Source organism: Chlorobaculum thiosulfatiphilum, assembly GCF_006265165.1.
Lineage (GTDB): Bacteria > Bacteroidota > Chlorobiia > Chlorobiales > Chlorobiaceae > Chlorobaculum > Chlorobaculum thiosulfatiphilum.
Map to the genome: position 1 here is coordinate 1 of NZ_VDCH01000038.1, position 16,981 is coordinate 16,981.

General features: G+C 57.9%; 12 protein-coding genes. 9 read left to right on the forward strand and 3 right to left on the reverse strand.

Annotated elements, in window-relative coordinates; genetic code table 11:
- Positions 1–92 precede the first annotated feature (92 nt).
- The 8 genes from FGF66_RS11720 to FGF66_RS11755 all read left to right on the forward strand — a co-directional run bounded on the left by FGF66_RS11720 (position 93) and on the right by FGF66_RS11755 (position 11,197).
- The gene (locus tag FGF66_RS11720) at positions 93–2,726 is read left to right on the forward strand and encodes an Ig-like domain-containing protein (protein ID WP_139457815.1); all 2,634 of its coding nucleotides are present in this window, start codon (positions 93–95) and stop codon (positions 2,724–2,726) included.
- Between the two features lie 264 nt (positions 2,727–2,990).
- Positions 2,991–4,760 carry a type I secretion system permease/ATPase gene (locus tag FGF66_RS11725; RefSeq protein WP_139457816.1) on the forward strand — a complete coding sequence of 590 codons (1,770 nt, stop codon included), beginning with the start codon at positions 2,991–2,993 and terminating at the stop codon, positions 4,758–4,760.
- Complete coding sequence (locus FGF66_RS11730; protein WP_139457817.1) at positions 4,757–6,511, forward strand: type I secretion system permease/ATPase; 1,755 nt, start codon at positions 4,757–4,759, stop codon at positions 6,509–6,511. Before FGF66_RS11725 ends, FGF66_RS11730 begins: the two co-directional genes overlap by 4 nt.
- The gene (locus tag FGF66_RS11735; protein ID WP_139457818.1) at positions 6,508–7,686 is read left to right on the forward strand and encodes an HlyD family efflux transporter periplasmic adaptor subunit; all 1,179 of its coding nucleotides are present in this window, start codon (positions 6,508–6,510) and stop codon (positions 7,684–7,686) included. The genes FGF66_RS11730 and FGF66_RS11735 overlap by 4 nt, the downstream gene beginning before the upstream one ends.
- Before the next feature lie 5 nt (positions 7,687–7,691).
- Positions 7,692–9,074 carry a TolC family outer membrane protein gene (locus FGF66_RS11740; protein ID WP_139457819.1) on the forward strand — a complete coding sequence of 461 codons (1,383 nt, stop codon included), beginning with the start codon at positions 7,692–7,694 and terminating at the stop codon, positions 9,072–9,074.
- Between the two features lie 129 nt (positions 9,075–9,203).
- Positions 9,204–9,548: a hypothetical protein gene (locus tag FGF66_RS11745; protein ID WP_170181362.1), complete on the forward strand. Its 345-nt coding sequence runs from the start codon at positions 9,204–9,206 to the stop codon at positions 9,546–9,548.
- 140 nt (positions 9,549–9,688) lie between these two features.
- Positions 9,689–10,057 carry an ArsR/SmtB family transcription factor gene (locus FGF66_RS11750; protein ID WP_139457820.1) on the forward strand — a complete coding sequence of 123 codons (369 nt, stop codon included), beginning with the start codon at positions 9,689–9,691 and terminating at the stop codon, positions 10,055–10,057.
- Positions 10,058–10,126: 69 nt separating this feature from the next.
- On the forward strand, positions 10,127–11,197 hold the full coding sequence (locus FGF66_RS11755) for an SO_0444 family Cu/Zn efflux transporter (protein ID WP_139457821.1): 1,071 nt from the start codon (positions 10,127–10,129) through the stop codon (positions 11,195–11,197).
- Between the two features lie 2 nt (positions 11,198–11,199).
- Here the strand turns inward: FGF66_RS11755 and FGF66_RS11760 are convergent, their stop codons facing one another.
- From FGF66_RS11760 to FGF66_RS11770, 3 genes are all read right to left on the reverse strand, one after another.
- Positions 11,200–11,955, reverse strand: a complete 756-nt coding sequence (locus FGF66_RS11760; RefSeq protein ID WP_139457822.1) for a SagB/ThcOx family dehydrogenase — start codon at positions 11,953–11,955, stop codon at positions 11,200–11,202.
- Positions 11,956–11,991: 36 nt separating this feature from the next.
- The gene (locus tag FGF66_RS11765) at positions 11,992–14,274 is read right to left on the reverse strand and encodes a heavy metal translocating P-type ATPase (RefSeq protein ID WP_139457823.1); all 2,283 of its coding nucleotides are present in this window, start codon (positions 14,272–14,274) and stop codon (positions 11,992–11,994) included.
- Positions 14,275–14,517: 243 nt separating this feature from the next.
- Entirely contained in the window at positions 14,518–16,116 is a 1,599-nt protein-coding gene (locus FGF66_RS11770; RefSeq protein WP_139457824.1) for a peptide chain release factor 3, read from the reverse strand.
- Between the two features lie 136 nt (positions 16,117–16,252).
- Here FGF66_RS11770 and FGF66_RS11775 point away from each other — a divergent pair, with 136 nt between their 5' ends.
- Positions 16,253–16,930, forward strand: coding sequence for a hypothetical protein (locus FGF66_RS11775; protein WP_139457825.1), 678 nt, complete (start codon positions 16,253–16,255; stop codon positions 16,928–16,930).
- The last annotated feature ends 51 nt before the right edge of the window (positions 16,931–16,981 follow it).

Sequence of the window (16,981 nt, forward strand, 5' to 3'; positions counted from 1 at the left end):
GTCAAGATATGGATATTTCAGTTAAATCGATAGATTTCAATACCTTATGTCAGTACTGACTTTTTAGAGATGCCCTTGAGATAGATGGCGATGTGGTTCCCCACCTGTTATTATCTGCAATCGGAGAGAAAATATATATTAATACAGGTTTGTCATATGTTGATATGGGCTTGATTGATGGCATTAAAACAATGCATTCAATGAGTTTGTATCAGGGCGCTGTGGATCTCGTTGATCGATCAATCTACTCTGAAAGCGATATATCATTTGGCGATAATGTAATGCTTCAGGCGGTAAAGATTGGGTCGAACGAGTTTGAAGCTGGTACAGGGGATGATAATCTCACGGCTGATTTTTCTTTGATAAATCCAATTGAATTTATGTTTGGCGGAGAGGGTAATGATACTATGGGTGGATTTGGCGTTAACTCTATGTATGGAGGTTCTGGTGATGATATTTATAAAGTGAATGATGAACATGATTTTGTTTATGAGAAGCTGAATGAGGGGGCTGATCTTGTCGATAGTGAAGTTACTTATACGTTGCCAGATAATGTTGAAAATTTGACACTTCATCATAATCTTATATTTTCTGATCCGGCAATAAACGGTACTGGAAATGATCTTGATAATCAACTGAAAGGAAATAATGCAGCAAATGTATTAAGTGGCGTCGGTGGAGATGATATTATGGATGGCGGTGATGGTTATGATACGGCTGCTTATTATGGCTCACCGCTGGATTATGATATCAGGAGAGCTTCGGATGGATCATGGAGTGTCAAGAATGTGCGAGGTTCAGAGGGAGCGGGTTCTGATACGCTGATTAACATTGAGGCAATACGGTTTGATACCGAAGAAGGAGGACATCTCTCGTACAGGCTTCAGAAGAACGGACTGACCTTCCAGACCGATTTTGCTATTGTAGTTGATACAACTGGAAGTATGTGGGATGATATAGATAGCGTGAAAGTGGTAGCTTCGGATCTGATTGATGCGGCATTCGCTGATGGCAATGCAGATGCTCGTATTGGCGTCGTCAGTTTCAAAGATGCTGAAATCGGCGAGCCTTCGTCTGTTGTTTTATCTTTTACCGATCAGGATTCATTTGCTGAAAGAAAAGACGTAGCACTTTCAGCCATTAACAGCTTGGGTGCTTATGGTGGTGGTGATTGGGCTGAAACCGATTTTGACGGTTTGCGCATGGCGCTTGATGGATCGATGGGCGAATGGAGAGTAGGAGCCGGTATTCTCAGGATAGCGCTCTTTACTGATGCGCCAGTAAAAGATACTTATCTGGCAGATGAAGTGAGTGCTCTTGCCCACAACATAGGCGCTACGATTGACGTGCACACATCAATGGTTGGGTCAGTTGGTACAGTTGATACTTTTACTCTTTCTTTCGAAAGTACGGATTTGCCTGTTGCTGTTGACGAAGATGGTGCGTTGTTACTGAGTGCGGATTCTTCTGAACCGCTTGTTGCGGTAGATGCTTCGCTTGAAACCGCACAAGTGCAGATATTTACGATTGTTGTCGGCTCACCATCTTTTGATACGACGCCTCTGGAGTCGATTGCTGCTGAAAATGGCGGTGGTTTCCTCATTGCTGAGGATAATGATGCTTTGGTTGATGCGCTATTTTATATCATTGAGAACACAGCACCAACTGATATTCAGCTTGACAATAATACAGTTTCTGAAAATTCAGCAAATGGCACTGTCGTTGGTAATCTGTCGGCTGTCGATCCGGATTCAGGAGAGACATTTACCTATTCCTTGATTGATAATCCGGAAAATCTGTTCGCTATCGATGGTAACCATCTTGTAGTGAACAATGCTATCGATTACGAGGCGGCAGCGTCGCATGATATTACCGTACGGGTATCGGATTTTGTAAGCAATACTTTCGAAAAAGTATTTACAATCAATGTGACCGATGTGCCTGGTGTTACCATAGAGGGCACAGCAGAAGCCGATCTTGTCGATGCCACCCATACGATCGAAGGTCAGTCATTGCCTACTCCCGAAGCGGATACGATTAACGGGTGTGATGGTGACGATAGTATTGCTGGTCTTTGCGGTGATGATGTAATAACCGGAGGTGCCGGGAATGACTCAATTGATGGCGGTGACGGCGATGATACGGTGGTGTATGTCGGGCCGCAAAGCCAGTACAGCATCAGCTACGAATCCGGCGTTTATACGGTAGTCGATACGTCGGAAGGTGGCGGAACCGATTTTGTAATCAACGTCGAGCATTTCCAGTTTGCCGATGAGACCTTCTCGACGGATAACACGGTTGACACGGCACCTCCGGTGCTTGATCCGAACGAGGCCCCGGCTGACCTGGCTGTTGGTGACGATATCGTTCTCTCGTTTGACGAAATGGTAATGCCTGGCACAGGCGAGATCACCTTATACAAAGGTTCGATCGCCGAGGGAAATGAGGTTGACGGTATCGATGTTTCGTTTGTAGGCAATACCCTCGTCGTCGATCCGGATGGAAACCTTGCTTACGGCACGGACTACTACGTAACCTTCGAGAACGATAGCGTCCTCGACCTTGCCCGTAATCCTTATGATTACGAAGATGAAGATGACGCCTTCCACTTCTCGACGCTCGATGCAGCGGTGGCGGCTTCCGGCGGTTCGTCGGATGGCATCAGCGCAGGGGCGGTCGTTGCTGGTGTGGCCGGTCTTGGTCTTCTTGCGTTCGTGATCTTTTAGTCGCTTGTACTTGTACAGTATTGTTATTGCGGGGCCTGAAAAGGCCCCGTAAAACGTTTATCGCCTTATCTTTTAATTCATTGTTCATGTTTTTATACCATTGACTTGATATATATTGTGACAAGTCGTAGCTATGCGTGTTTCTGGCGCATATAAAAAAGGCCAATCGCTGTTGCCCAGTTGATCTTCTGGATTGATCGACGCTCGAAGGGGCGAATGGACTCAACAGCACACGCTTCATTTTTTTATTGATTTCCCCACTCAATGGTTCAACCTGACAAGAAATCTGAAGTTCGAGAGGCTCTCTACTCCCTCAGCCCGTGGGTTATCCGGGCGCTGCTTTTCAGTATCGTCACCAATATTCTCGTGCTCACGCCGAGCGGTTACATGCTCGAAGTCTATGACCGGGTGATCAACAGCCGCAATCACCAGACGCTCGTGATGCTGACTATCCTCGTCGTCGGTCTCTATGTCATGCTCGAAGCGCTCGAATGGGTGCGCTCCGGCATCATGCACGAGGCGGCTCGTGCTTTCGACGAGCGGTTGCGCAGGCGCGTGTTCGACACCGCGTTCGCCGCCCGCCTCAAGAACCTGCCTGTCGGCAGCGCCGCGCAGGTGGTCGCCGATCTCAAAACTGTCCGTGACATCATCGGCGCGCATGTCACGCTCTCCTTCATGGACGCGCCGCTCGCCCTCCTGGTGCTGATTATCCTTTTCCTCATGCATCCGCTGCTCGGCTGGTTTTCGGTCATCGGCGCACTGATTCAGGTGCTCATCGGCGTTTTCAACGAGCGCCGCATCAAGAGGCCGATGATGCTGGCCAGCCGCGGCTCGACCGGCTCGCAGATGTACGCGGGCAGCGTGTTGCGCAACGCGCAGGTGATCCGCTCGATGGGGATGCTCGGCAACATGCGCAAGCGGTGGCTTGCAAAGCAGCGCGAGTTCCTCGCCAGCCAGGCCGACGCGTCGGATACGGCGAGCGCTAACGCTTCACTCTCAAAGCTGGTGCAGTCGCTGCTCAGCTCCTCGCTGCTCGGCATCGGTTGCTGGCTGACGCTGGAGGGCAATCTGGGCGGATCGGGCATGATTGTCGGCTCGATTCTCGGCGGCAAGGTGCTCGCGCCGCTGGTGCAGATCATCGCCAACTGGCGGCAGGTCGAGGGGGCGCGTGAAGCCTTCGCGCGCCTCGACGGAATGCTGAAGGCCTTTCCCGCCGAAGAGGAGCGGATGCCATTGCCGCCGCCGAAGGGACAGCTTTCGGTCGAAGGCGTCATCGCCGGAGCGCCGGGCAGCCAGGCGCAGATTCTCAAGGGTATCGGCTTCCGCGTCGCGCCGGGCGATTCGCTGGCCGTGGTTGGCCCTTCGGCGTCGGGCAAAACCACGCTGGCTCGTCTGTTGACCGGGGTCTGGTCGCCGATGAGCGGCAAGGTGCGGCTCGACGGCAGCGACGTCGCCACCTGGAACAAGGAGGAGCTGGGGCCGCACGTCGGCTACCTGCCGCAAGCGGTGGAGCTGTTCGACGGCACGATTGCCGAAAATGTCGCCCGCTTCGGCGAGCCGGACGCCGACAAGGTGCGGGCCGCCTGCCGGATGGTCGGTCTCGAAGCGTTCATCGCCACCCTGCCGAAGGGTTACGATACGCCGGTAGGCGACGACGGGGCGTTTCTCTCCGGCGGCCAGCGGCAGCGCGTCGCGCTCGCCCGCGCGGTTTACGGAATGCCGCGCTTCGTGGTGCTCGACGAGCCGAACTCCAATCTCGACACCGACGGCGACGCGGCCCTCATCGACACGCTCCGACAGCTCAAAGCCGCCGGAACGACGGTGATCGCCATGACGCACCGCATGAACATTCTCCAGTCCGTGGGCTACATGCTGGTGCTCATTGACGGGCAGATCAAGCAGTTCGGCCCGAGAGACCAGGTGCTGTCGGCGCTCAAAGGCGAACAGCCGCCAAAGCCGCAGACCTCGTCAAAACCGCAGCCGCAGCAACCGAGGGGCATCTCGCTGAACCCCGCGCCGGGAGGTCAGTCGTGAAGCCGAAGCCGTTTTTCGACCGGAGCGAACTGACCCGCCATTTGTGGTCGTTCCGCAAGGAGTTTCTCTGGGTGGGATTTTTCAGCATGATCGCCAATCTGCTCATGCTGACCCCGACGCTCTACATGCTGCAACTCTACGACCGTGTGCTCAAGGGGCAGAGCGAACTGACGCTCATCGTCGTCACGCTGCTCATGGTGTTCCTCTACGCCATCATGGTGGTGGCCGAGTGGCTGCGCTCGCGGCTCCTGGTTCGTGGCGGCGTCCGGCTGGACGAGGCGATGAACGCCATCGTTTTCAACGCCAGCTTCGAGAAAAACCTGAAGCGGGCGGGCGCGAACCCCTCCGAAGCTATCGGCGACTTGGCAGTGATCCGCCAGTTCCTGACCGGCAACGGCATCTTCGCCTTTTTCGACACGCCGTGGACGCCCATCTACATCGCGGTCATCTTTCTGCTCAACCCGTTCCTCGGCTGGGTCTCGGTGTTCTTCAGCATCATTCAGCTCGTTCTGGCCTGGTACAATCACAAGGCCACCGTCGATGACATCGAGCGCTCCAGCAAGGCGGTCAGCGAGAGCAACGCCTACTTTTTCAGCAAGCTGCGCAACATCGAGCCGGTACACGCTATGGGGATGACCGGCAGTTTGCGCCAGCGCTGGCTCGATCTGCACGAAGACGCTCTCGCTCAGCACGGCCAAGCGCAGCACAAGCAGCACCGGCAGCAAGCCTTCTCGAAGTTCGTGCGCTACACCATGCAGTCGCTCACGCTCGGCGCGGGCGCGCTGATGGTGATCGAAGGAAAAATGACTACGGGCGGCATGATTGCGGCCAACGTGCTCATGTCCCGCGCGTTGCAGCCGCTCGACCTGTTGATCGTGGTGTGGAAGCCCTTCATCCAGGCTCGCGACGCCTTTTTCCGGCTGGAGAAGCTCTTCGACGATTTTCCGGAATCGCCGGACAAACCGTCGCGTCCCGCGCCGCAGGGCGATGTGCGGATCGACGCTCTCGTGGCCACCGCGCCGGGCAGGCCGGAGCCGATTCTCGACGGCCTCGACGCCTCGTTCGCCGCCGGAACCGTGACGGCGATTATCGGCCCGTCGGGGTCGGGCAAGTCCACGCTGGCGAGGTGCCTCGTCGGAGCGTGGCCGGAGGTGTCGGGCGGTGTGCTGTATGACGACGAGCCGATCGGGAGCTGGGACGGCGAGGAGCTTGGGCCGCATATCGGCTACCTGCCGCAGGACATCGAGCTGTTCGAGGGAACCATCGCCGAGAACATCTCCCGCTTCGGCGAGGCCGATCCGGCCAGGGTTATCGAAGCCGCGCAGCGCACCGGCATTCACGAAGCGATCCTGCGCTTTCCGAACGGCTACAACTCGCCGATCGGCGAGGCGGGCGCGCTGCTCTCCGGCGGCCAGCGCCAGCGCGTCGGCCTGGCGCGGGCGATGTACGGCAACCCCTCGGTGCTGGTGCTCGACGAGCCGAACTCCAATCTCGACGACGCCGGTGAAAAAGCATTGGCCCAGGCGATCGGCCAGCTCAAGCAGTCAGGAAAAACGGTGTTTCTCATCACCCATCGTCTGAACATCCTCGGCGCGGCGGACAGGGTTCTGGCGCTCAGGGATGGCAAAATCGAGCATTTCGGGCCGCGCGAGGGCGTACTCGAAGTAGTGAACGCGCAAGAGGCTGCAAGGAACGGAAATGCGCAAACTTCCGGCAATCAAAACGGACAAGGTAAACAGAACGGACAATGAGTATCAGTTCACTTTTCAAACGAAAAAAATCTGAACCCGAACCGGCTTCGCGCGAAGGCCTGAAGCCCAGACACACCGACACGCGCAGTCCGGTGAAGATCGGCATCTGGATCCTCGTGATCGGTTTCGGCGGCTTCATGCTGTGGGCCTCGCTGGCTCCGCTCGACGAGGGAGTGCCGTGCCAGGGGGTGGTGAGCATCGCCACCAAACGCAAGGTGGTGCAGCACCGCTTTGGCGGAACCGTGACCGAGGTGCTCGTGCAGGAGGGGCAGAAGGTCGGCAAAGGCGACCTCTTGATGGTGCTCGACGACCAGACCGCCAGGGCCCGCTACGCCGAGGTGCACCAGCACTATCTCGGCCTCCGCGCCACCGAAGCCCGGTTGCTCGCCGAGGAGCGCGGATCGGCGAAAATGGAGCTGCACTCCGACCTCACCTCCGATCCCGATTCGGTGCTGGTCAGGCGGCTGGTCAGGACGCAACGGGAGCTGCTCGGGTCGCGCTTGCGGATCATGAGCCTGCTTCGCCAGCAGCTCTCCGGCATGAAACAGCTTGCCAGCGAGGGATTCGCGCCTTTGAGCCAGCAGCGAGATCTCGAAATCAAGGTGGTTCAGTTCCGCGCCGACAGCGAGGCGCAGCTCGCGCAGGTGCAGGACGAGGTCAAAGCCGACGCGGAGAAGTCGAAAGCGCTGAAGCAGGAGCTTGCCGACACCCGCGTCACCTCTCCGTCGGACGGGCAGGTGGTCGGCCTTCAGGTGCAGACCGTGGGCGCGGTGATCCAGCCGGGCCAGAAGCTGATGGACATCGTGCCTTTCGGCGAGCCGCTGCTCATCGAGGCCAAAATCGCGCCGCATCTGATCGACCGGGTTCGCTCCGGCCTGACGGTCGATCTGCATTTCACCGCCTTCGCACACGCGCCGCAACTGGTCATTCCCGGCGCCCTCGAATCGGTGTCTGGCGATTTGCTGACAGAATCGCCTTCCGGAGCGCAGCCCGCCGTATCGTACTATCTCGCCCGTATCGCGGTCACGCCAGAAGGCATGAACGCGCTTGGCCGCCGACGGATTCAGGCCGGAATGCCGGTGCTGGCGGTCATCAAGACCGGCGAGCGCTCCATGCTGACCTACATCCTGCATCCGCTGATGCAGCGCATGGCCGCATCCATGAAGGAGGAGTGACAGGGATGAACGAACAGCATGGATATATCCGGTCGCTTCAGGCTGGCCGGCAGGGACGATTCGTGGCGAGGTTGCTTGCTTTCGCGGCGCTGCTTTTTCCCTCGGTGTCGGGCGCTGAACCGCTCGGTCTGAAGCAGGCCTGCGACCTCGCATTGCACTACGATGCCCGCTATCTGGCCGCCGAAGCGGACACGCGTATCGCCAGAGAGGAGGTCTCGAAGGCCAAAGCGGGCTTTCTGCCCAACATCAAGGCCTCGACCTCGCTCGGTCGGAACCAGACTGACCACTCGACGTTTCTCGGAGAGGAGCCGACCGTCTGGTACAACACCCTGAGTCACAGTTTTTCCGTGCGGCAACCGCTCATCAATCTCGCCAGCATCGCCAGCTACAAGCAGTCCCGGGCGGTAAAAGCCAAGAGCGAATCGCTGTTCGAGGGCGAGCACTCCTCGCTGATCGTTCGCACCGTCGAGCTGTTCTGCAACGTGCTTTATTCGGAGGAGAATATCGCCTTTACCGATGCTCAGCTCAAAGCGCTGCTCGCGCAGCTCGATCAGTCGAAAAAGCGGTACGCGAACGGATTCGGCACCATCACCGAGATCAACGAGGCGCAGGCCAGTTATGACCTCGCGCTTGCCGAACATGCGAGCGCCCTGGCCGGGCTCGAAAACAGCCGCCGCGAGCTTGAACGCACCACCGGAGTCTATGCCGAAAAGCTTCGCGCCCTTGACCCGCGCAAACTCGTGCTTGCCGAACCCGATCCGCGCAACGTCGAGAGCTGGGTTGAAATGGCCAGAGCGCAGAGCAGCAGCATCAGGGCGGCGCGGCAGGAGGTGGAGATCGCCCGCAAGGAGATCGACAAGAACAAGGCCTCTCGCTATCCGCAGCTCGACCTCTGGGCCGGGCGGAGCTACTCGGTGAGCGAGAATAACTACACCATCGGTTCGACCTACGACACCTGGTCGGTCAGTGTGCAACTGAGTGTACCGGTTTACACCGGCGGCTACACGGGCGCTTCGATCCGGCAGGCTTTCGCGCGGCGACTCAAGGCCCGCGAAGAGCTTCATCTCCGGGAGCGAGCCGCGCTGACCGATGTCCGGAAGTATTACAATGCGCAGCTCAACAGCATCGTCCAGATCAGAGCATACGAGCAGGCGGTGAAGTCCGGTGAAATAGCGCTCGAAGGCACCCGGAAAGGGTTCATGGCCGGTTTCCGCACCAACACCGAGGTGCTCGACGCCACCCGCAAACTCTTCGAAACCCGCCGCAGCCTGGCCAGGGCGCGATACCAGTACATCCTGAACCGCCTCATGCTTCGTGACGCCGCCGGAGTGCTGGCCGAAGACGCGCTCGATCAGGTCGATCGATTCTTTGCCGCAGGCGGCTCCTGACCTTTGCAGGGCATGGCGCTTGGCCACATCGCGCACGGAAACATGACGGCTTCCGGGAACTTGTTTTTCTTCCGATCTATTTCAAGGATAGGAAGCTTGCTGAACAAACCGGAAGTCATGGACATCACTATGAAACATCGCCTTGAGAAAATGCTTGGCTATCTTGAATCGGAGAGCTACCTCATGGCCTACAGGACGCTGAGTGCGATTGTCGCGGAGAACGAAGCATCCGGAGTGTCGCTTTCTGTTGAAACCACGACAGCTATCGATGTGATGCAGACCTGCCTGCGCATCATTGTCGGCGAAAGGGTGGGTCATCCCGAAGTGGCGAAGCATTTCGCCCAGACGGTGAGCTTTTACGAACGCCTTGCCCTGCTGCTGACGAAAAAACTTCTTGGCGACAGCGACGCCTCGGAAGAGGTGAATACCCTCATGTTCTGCCACGACGCGCTTGCCAAGCACAGGCGAAACTGACCGCTCAGCCGGAAAAGCGTCAACTGAAACGCCGGGAGCGCGAACCCTGGATTTCGCTCATCAAAGCAACAATGAACGATTTGCCTGCTCTGTCGTTTTTTGTTATCGTATGAACAGGTGATCATATGTAGGAGATGTCGATGCCAGAAAAAGATGACGGGCTTTGTCAGCAGATTTGTGACCATCCCGAGGTGGTCGATGTGGTTCGTCAGTCAATGCCGCAGGATGGGGCGCAGGAGGAGCTGGCTCAGCTTTTCAAGGTGCTCGGCGACCAGACGAGGGTGAAGATACTGAACGCCTTGTGCCGGTCGGAGCTTTGCGTTTGCGATCTTGTTTCCGTTCTCGGCATGAACCAGTCAGCCGTATCGCATCAGTTGCGGGTGTTGAGGGATACCAGGATCGTCAGGTCGAGGAAGCAGGGAAAGAATGTTCTCTACAGTCTCGATGACCGTCACATCGCCGAACTCATCAGGATCGGCTTCGAGCATGTTCAGGAGGGGCGCCGATGATCTCTCTTTTTGATTTACATATGAACAGGTGATCATGCGATAATATTTAAAGTACGAATGAGGTGCAGTATGACCGGGTCGCTCGCTATTGTTTTCCATATTCTTTCGGCCTCTTGGGCCGTGCTGCTCGACGCGGCTCCGTGGGTGCTTTTCGGGTTTCTGGTTGCCGGTCTCGTCAAGGCGTTCGTGCCTGAAAAGCTCGTGGCGGCTCATCTTGGACGCGGCCTGTCGAGCATCGTGAAGGCCTCGGCGATCGGCGTACCGATTCCGCTGTGCAGTTGCGGGGTGATTCCGGCGGCGGCAGGTCTCAAAAAACAGGGCGCGGGAAAGGGCGCGGTCTCGTCGTTCCTTGTTTCCACTCCCGAAACCGGCATCGATTCGATCGCGATCACCTACGCCCTGCTCGATCCCTTGATGACGCTTCTCAGGCCGGTGGCGGCTTTCGTTACGGCAATCGCGACCGGCATGGCCGTCACCTTCACCGAAAAAGGGGAGCCTGCCGCCGAACCGCCGTCTGACGGCGTGTCGTCGGACGGTTGCTGTTCGTGCGGTTGCATTCACGAAAGCGTTGAGAAGCCGGGGGTGGCGCAGAAGATCAGGTCGGGCCTCTCCTTTGCGTTCGGTGAGCTTCTCGGCGACGTGGGCGTCTGGCTGTTGGGCGGAGTGCTGCTTGCCGGCCTGATTTCAGTTTTCGTCTCCGGAGCGTTTGTCGAGCGTTACCTGTCGAACGACCTTGTCGCCATGCTCATGATGCTGGTGATTTCGGTGCCGATGTATGTCTGCGCCACCTCGTCAACGCCCATCGTCGCGGCGCTCGCCCTGAAAGGCATCTCCCCCGGAGCGGCGCTCGTTTTCCTGCTCGCCGGTCCCGCGACCAATGCCGCCTCGCTTCCGGTGATCGCGAAACTGCTCGGCAAGAGGGGCACGGCGGTCTATCTCGTGGTCATCGTGCTGATGTCTCTCCTTTTCGGAGTGCTCGCCAATCACCTTTACGGCTGGCTTGGTCTGGATCCGAAAAGCTGGGTGAGCCGCGAAACGCATGAAGAGGGCGGAGCGCTCGCCGTTGTCTCGGCCATCGGGCTTATCGCGCTGGTGCTGCGCGCTCGCCTCTCTTCCTTGCGAGCGGCTCGTCGGCACTGATCTCACCCTTTTTTGCCCACAGGCGCGAGGTAGATCGTGAACTCCTCCTCGCCGTCAACGCCAAGCAGGCGATCCATTCCGGTTTGATCGTAAGCTGCAATCGCGCAAGTGCCCGCGCCGATGGCCTGGCAGGCGAGGTAGAGGTTCTGGCAGACGTGGCCCGCGTCGAGCGCGATCACCTTGTGCGCGGCAAGGCCGTAGCGCCACTCCATGCGGCAGGGGAGCGCCGTCCAGATGAAGGTGACCGCCGCGTCGCCCGTGAAGCGCTGGCCGAGTGTTGCGCTGACGATCAGGCTTTCAAGCTGTTCCGGCGCGTGTGAAAACAGCAGCGCGTGTTCGAGCGGCAGGTAGCGGTAGATTCCTTTTTCCAGTCCGTCAACGTTCAGTACGCAGAGCCAGGTCTCGAAAGCGTGACGGCATCCCGCCGAGGGCACCGTCCGCAAGGCGTGGCCTTCGTCGAGTTTCAGCCGGACGCCCTGCGTGGCCCAGAGCAGGAGCGAGAGTTCGTCGAGGTTCAACGGTTCGCCGGAGTAGAACCGGCAGCTTTCGCGTTGGGCGATGGCCAGCCAGAGGTCGATGTTTCCTGCGAACTTCGCCTTGTCGAGCGGCGGCAGGGGGATGGTTGTCGCGCCTTGCGGCCACGGCTTTTCAATCGGCGGCGGCGGAACGCGGCGGTTCTGCGGAGTTTGCGAGAAGTCAATTCTTTGGCGAATGTTGTCTTTCAGGAACTCGCGTGAGGTTTGGAGCTGCTTGTCCATTTTTTATGATTTTTTTAATCTGTCCGCTCAGTCTGATCAGACCGATCTGTTCAGCTTCGCTGCTCTCAGCCTGAGCGAGTTGGTGACCACCGAAACGCTGCTTCCGGCCATCGCGATGCCCGAGAAGGCGGGGTTGAGGAAGATGCCGTAGAGCGGGAAGAGCGCTCCGGCGGCGACGGGGATGCCGATGACGTTGTAGATGAAGGCCCAGAAGAGGTTCTGGCGGATGACGCGCATCGTCTTCCGCGAGAGTGTGATGGCCTGGGCGACCTTGCCGATGTCGCCGCCGAGCAGCGTGATGCCAGCTGATTCGATGGCGATCTCCGTGCCGCTGGCGAGCGCGATGCCGACGTCGGCCTGCGTGAGCGCCGGGGCGTCGTTGATGCCGTCGCCGGTCATGGCGACCGTGCGGCCTTCCGACTGCAACTTCTTGATGGCATTGGCTTTATCGCCGGGCAGCACTTCGGCGATCACCTCCTCGATGCCCGCTTGCCGGGCGATGAACCGCGCGGCGTGGCGGTTGTCCCCGGTGAGCATCACCACCCGCTTGCCCATCCGTCGCAGGTCAGCGACCGTTTCGGCGGCTTCGGGTTTCAGCGTGTCGGAGAGCGCGACGAGGCCGAGCGGCTTGCCGTTGCGCTCGACGACGACCACCGTTTTGCCCTCCTCCTGGAGCCGCACGACTTCCGGGCGGGCGCTTTCATTGTCGCCCGGCTTGCGCACCCGCACCGGCTCATCGCCGAGCATCGCATCGACGCCGACCCCTTCGAGCGCCTTGAACTCCGTCACCTGCACCGGCTCGACATTCCGCTCCCTGGCGGCGTTGACGATAGCCTGCGCGAGCGGATGCTCCGAGTGCTTTTCGATGCCTGCGGCCAGCGAGAGCAGCTCGTCGGACGTGGTCGTTTCGCCGAATGGCTCGACGCCCGTTACCGACGGTTCGCCGCGCGTGATGGTGCCGGTTTTGTCGAACACCACCGTATCGACGCGGCTGAGGCTTTCGAGGCTCTCGGCGTTGCGGACGAGAATGCCGTGCCGCGCGCCGAGGCCCGTGCCGACGATGATGGCCGTCGGCGTGGCCAGGCCGAGCGCGCAGGGGCAGGCGATGACGAGGATGCCGACCATCGCCATGATGGCGTAGGAGAGCGCGACGTTGAAGCCGAGCGCGGGTGTGCCGACAGCGAGCCAAAGGAGAAACACCAGCGCGGCGAGCGCGAGCACTGTCGGCACGAAAACCGCGGCCACCTTGTCGGCCAGGTTCTGCACCGGCGCTTTCGAGCCTTGCGCATCCTCGACCATCGAAATGATGCGGGCGAGCATCGTCTCCGCGCCGACGCCGGTGGCCGTGAAGGTGAACGCGCCCTGCTTGTTGATGGCGCCGCCAATGACCGTGTCGCCTTCGCGCTTGTCCACCGGCACCGGTTCGCCGGTAATCATCGACTCGTCGATCGACGAGCTGCCCGAAAAGATCACGCCATCCACCGGAATTTTCGCGCCCGGCTTGACCAGGAGCATCGTGCCCTTGACGACCTTCTCGACCGGCACTTCGATCTCCTGGCCGTTATCGTACACAATGGCCGATTTGGCCTGCAAGCCAATGAGCTTTTCGATCGCCTCTCCGGTCTTCAGCTTCGAGCGGGCTTCGAGATATTTGCCGAAAAGCACGAAGCCGATCACCACGATGGCCGCGTCGGCAAAGCTCTCGTGCGGCAGGCCGAGCCGGTCTCGCAGCGTCGGGAAGAGAATGGCGAAGGCGCTGTAGCTCCAGGCGACCAGCGACCCCAGGCCGATGAGCGTGTCCATGCTCGCCGCGCCGGTGCGGATGAACGAAACGACGCCGCGCAGGAAGGGCTTGCCGAGATGGAAGAGCATCCACGCCGCCACGAGCAGCGCGATGGAGTTCCAGCTCTCCATGTCGATGGGGAAGTGCGGCAATCCGGCAATGGCGGAAGCGGCGCCGTGCCACAGCATCACCGAAAAGAAGATGAGCGCAAGAGGAAGCGCCACAAGCACTTGCCGCTTCTGTCGGAGCAGCTCGTCGAGCTTCTCCTGCTTTTTGGTGGCGTTGCGGTCGGCGGCAGGTTCCGGTTCGGCGGCTTTCGCGGGAGCCTCTTCGACCAGCGAGTAGCCATACTTTTCGAGCACTCCGTTCAGCGCCTCGACCTTCAACGGTTCTCCGCTGAATTCGATACGCGCCCTCTCGGTCGCCAGGTTGACATCGGCTTTGGCGACGGCGTCGAGCGCCGAGAGCTTTTTGGTGATGATCGCCGCGCAACTCGCGCAGTGCATCCCTTTGACCGAGTAGTTGCGAATGGTCATGGCGAGGTAGGCTGGTTTTTTGAACTGCTCACTACTACCAGCCCCATCAGGCAATGGTTCCCCGCGTCATTCGCTGGCCATGTTGTCCACCGTAGGGGCGGGTTTGGCTGCAAGGCGAAGGATTCATCGTGGCATCGAGGTGTTTCGTGGCAGGGCAACCGCGAGGGTTGCCCCTACGAGGGGTGGGGTGTTTTGAAATATTTCGTAGGGGCGGGTTTTACGCCCGCCCTCTTGGCTCATCCTTCAGGCGTCTTCACCTTCAGTTTTGAATTCCGAGGTGGAGTGGAATTCGATCTCCGGGAAATCCTCTTTGGCGATTTTGAGCATCCACTCGGTTTCGGCGAAGAAGACCGGGTGCTCCTCCTTGTCGAGGGCGATGACGTTCGAGCGGCGGCGCATGAATTCGTCGAGCTGCTCCTGGTTGTCGCTGGTGAACCAGAACGCCTTGTGGAAGCGCAGCGGCGTGAAGGCGCACTGCGCGCCGTACTCGTGTTCGAGCCGGAACTGGATGACGTCGAACTGGAGTTCGCCCACCGTGCCGACGATCTTCCTGGTGCCGTACTGCACGAAAAGCTGCGCCACGCCTTCGTCGGTGAGCTGGCGAATGCCCTTTTCGAGCTGCTTGGTCTTGAGCGGGTCGCGGTTTTCGAGCACCTTGAAAATCTCCGGCGAGAAGCTCGGAATGCCCCGGAAGTGCAGGTTCTCGCCCTCGGTGAGCGTGTCGCCGATTTTGAGCGAACCGTTGTCGTACAGGCCGATCACGTCGCCCGCCCACGCTTCGTCGATGACGCTTTTCTCCTGCGCCATGAACTGCGTCGGGTTGGAGAAGCGCAGCTTTTTGCCGAGGCGCGTGTGCTGGTAGAACTTGTTGCGCTCGAAGCGCCCGGAGCAGATTTTGAAGAAGGCCGTGCGGTCGCGGTGGTTCGGGTCGAGGTTGGCGTGAATCTTGAAGACAAAGCCGGAGAGCGCCGGTTCAGAGGCGTTCACCATGCGCTCGGTCGCCTCGCGCTCGTGCGGGCAGGGAGCGACGTCGATGAAGGTGTCGAGCAGTTCGTGGACGCCGAAGTTGTTGACCGCGCTGCCGAAAAAAACCGGAGCCTGCAATCCTTCGCGATACATCTCCAGCTCGTACGGCTCGTACACCCCCTCGATCAGGGCGACATCTTCGCGCAGTTTGTCAGTATAGCCCTTGCCGACCCAGTGTTCGAGCTTCGGATCGTCGATCCCTTCGATGTCGGTCAGCTTCTTGCCGATCTGCGACGAGTTGGCCTCGAACAGGTTCAGCGATTTGTCGAACAGGTTATAGACCCCCTTGAAGTTCTGCCCCTGGCTGATCGGCCAGGTCATCGGGCAGGTCTGGATGTCGAGCTTCTCCTCCAGTTCGTCGAGCAGCTCGAACGGGTCGCGCCCCTCGCGGTCGAGCTTGTTGATGAAAATGATGACCGGCGTATGGCGCATCCGGCACACCTCCATGAGCCGCTCGGTCTGCTCCTCGACGCCCTTCATACTATCGACGACGAGAATGACGCTGTCCACGGCGGTCAGCGTACGATAGGTGTCTTCGGCGAAATCCTTGTGGCCCGGCGTGTCGAGGATGTTGATGCGCTTGCCGCGATACTCGAAGCCCATCACCGAGGTCGCCACCGAAATGCCGCGCTGCTTCTCGATCTCCATGAAGTCGCTGGTCGCCGACTTGCGAATCTTGTTGCTCTTCACCGCGCCCGCCGTGTGGATAGCGCCGCCGAACAGCAGCAGCTTTTCGGTGAGGGTGGTCTTACCCGCATCCGGGTGGCTGATAATAGCGAACGTCCGCCGCCGCGCGATCTCCTGTGCTAACTCCATGGGATTCTTCTCTGCTTCTGATGTGTCAAGTCCGGTTCTCTCGAATAAGGCCGGAAAATATGAAATTATTGAGAATATCGGGCATGGGAGGGTAGCCCGGCGAAGGATTGCGACCAGGTGCGATTAAAGGCGAGTCATGAGCACTGAAGATGTTCATATCTCAGCAAAATTCGGTATTTTATTGTCTTCGAAATACTCAGAAATAATTAGGAGGTATATTATTATGACAATTGTTTATAAATATCTGGGTTTGTCAACATGCAGACAAAAACAAAATGTTGAGAGAGGTCTTATAAGTGGCGAGTTGTGGTTTTCAAAATTTTTTGACCAAAACGATCCTATGGAGGGGATTTTCTGGCATGAAAATGGTCTTGAAAAAGTTGCTAAACAGATAACAAGTAATAAAAATAAATATGTTATCTGTTCATTTGGCTCAAATGCACAGAACACTCTTCTATGGTCTTATTATGCAAATGGATTCAGAGGTGTCTGTATGGGTTTCGAAGTGGATGATAAATTATCAGATATTCTAGTGGAGCCTATTAATTATGTTAGGATGAGTGAGTTTAAAGAGGCGGTGATTAATGAAAAACCTCCCCAGGAGATCGCTAAAGAGGTTATAACAAGAAAATTGGATTTTTGGAAAAAAGAAGGAGAAAAAAGGTTGCTAAAAGAGGCAAAGTCTGGATTCGTCAAAGTTGGTCAATGTACGTCTCTTTATTTTGGGATGAATATTGGTAAGAATGAACTTAATGAAGTTATAGAGTATATTAATTGTTCTGATTTTAGGGCATCTCTAAAAAGAGCGATTTGAAATATTCTTCTGACCAGCGACATCGAAACAAGGCGATATTGCCCTGCAAAC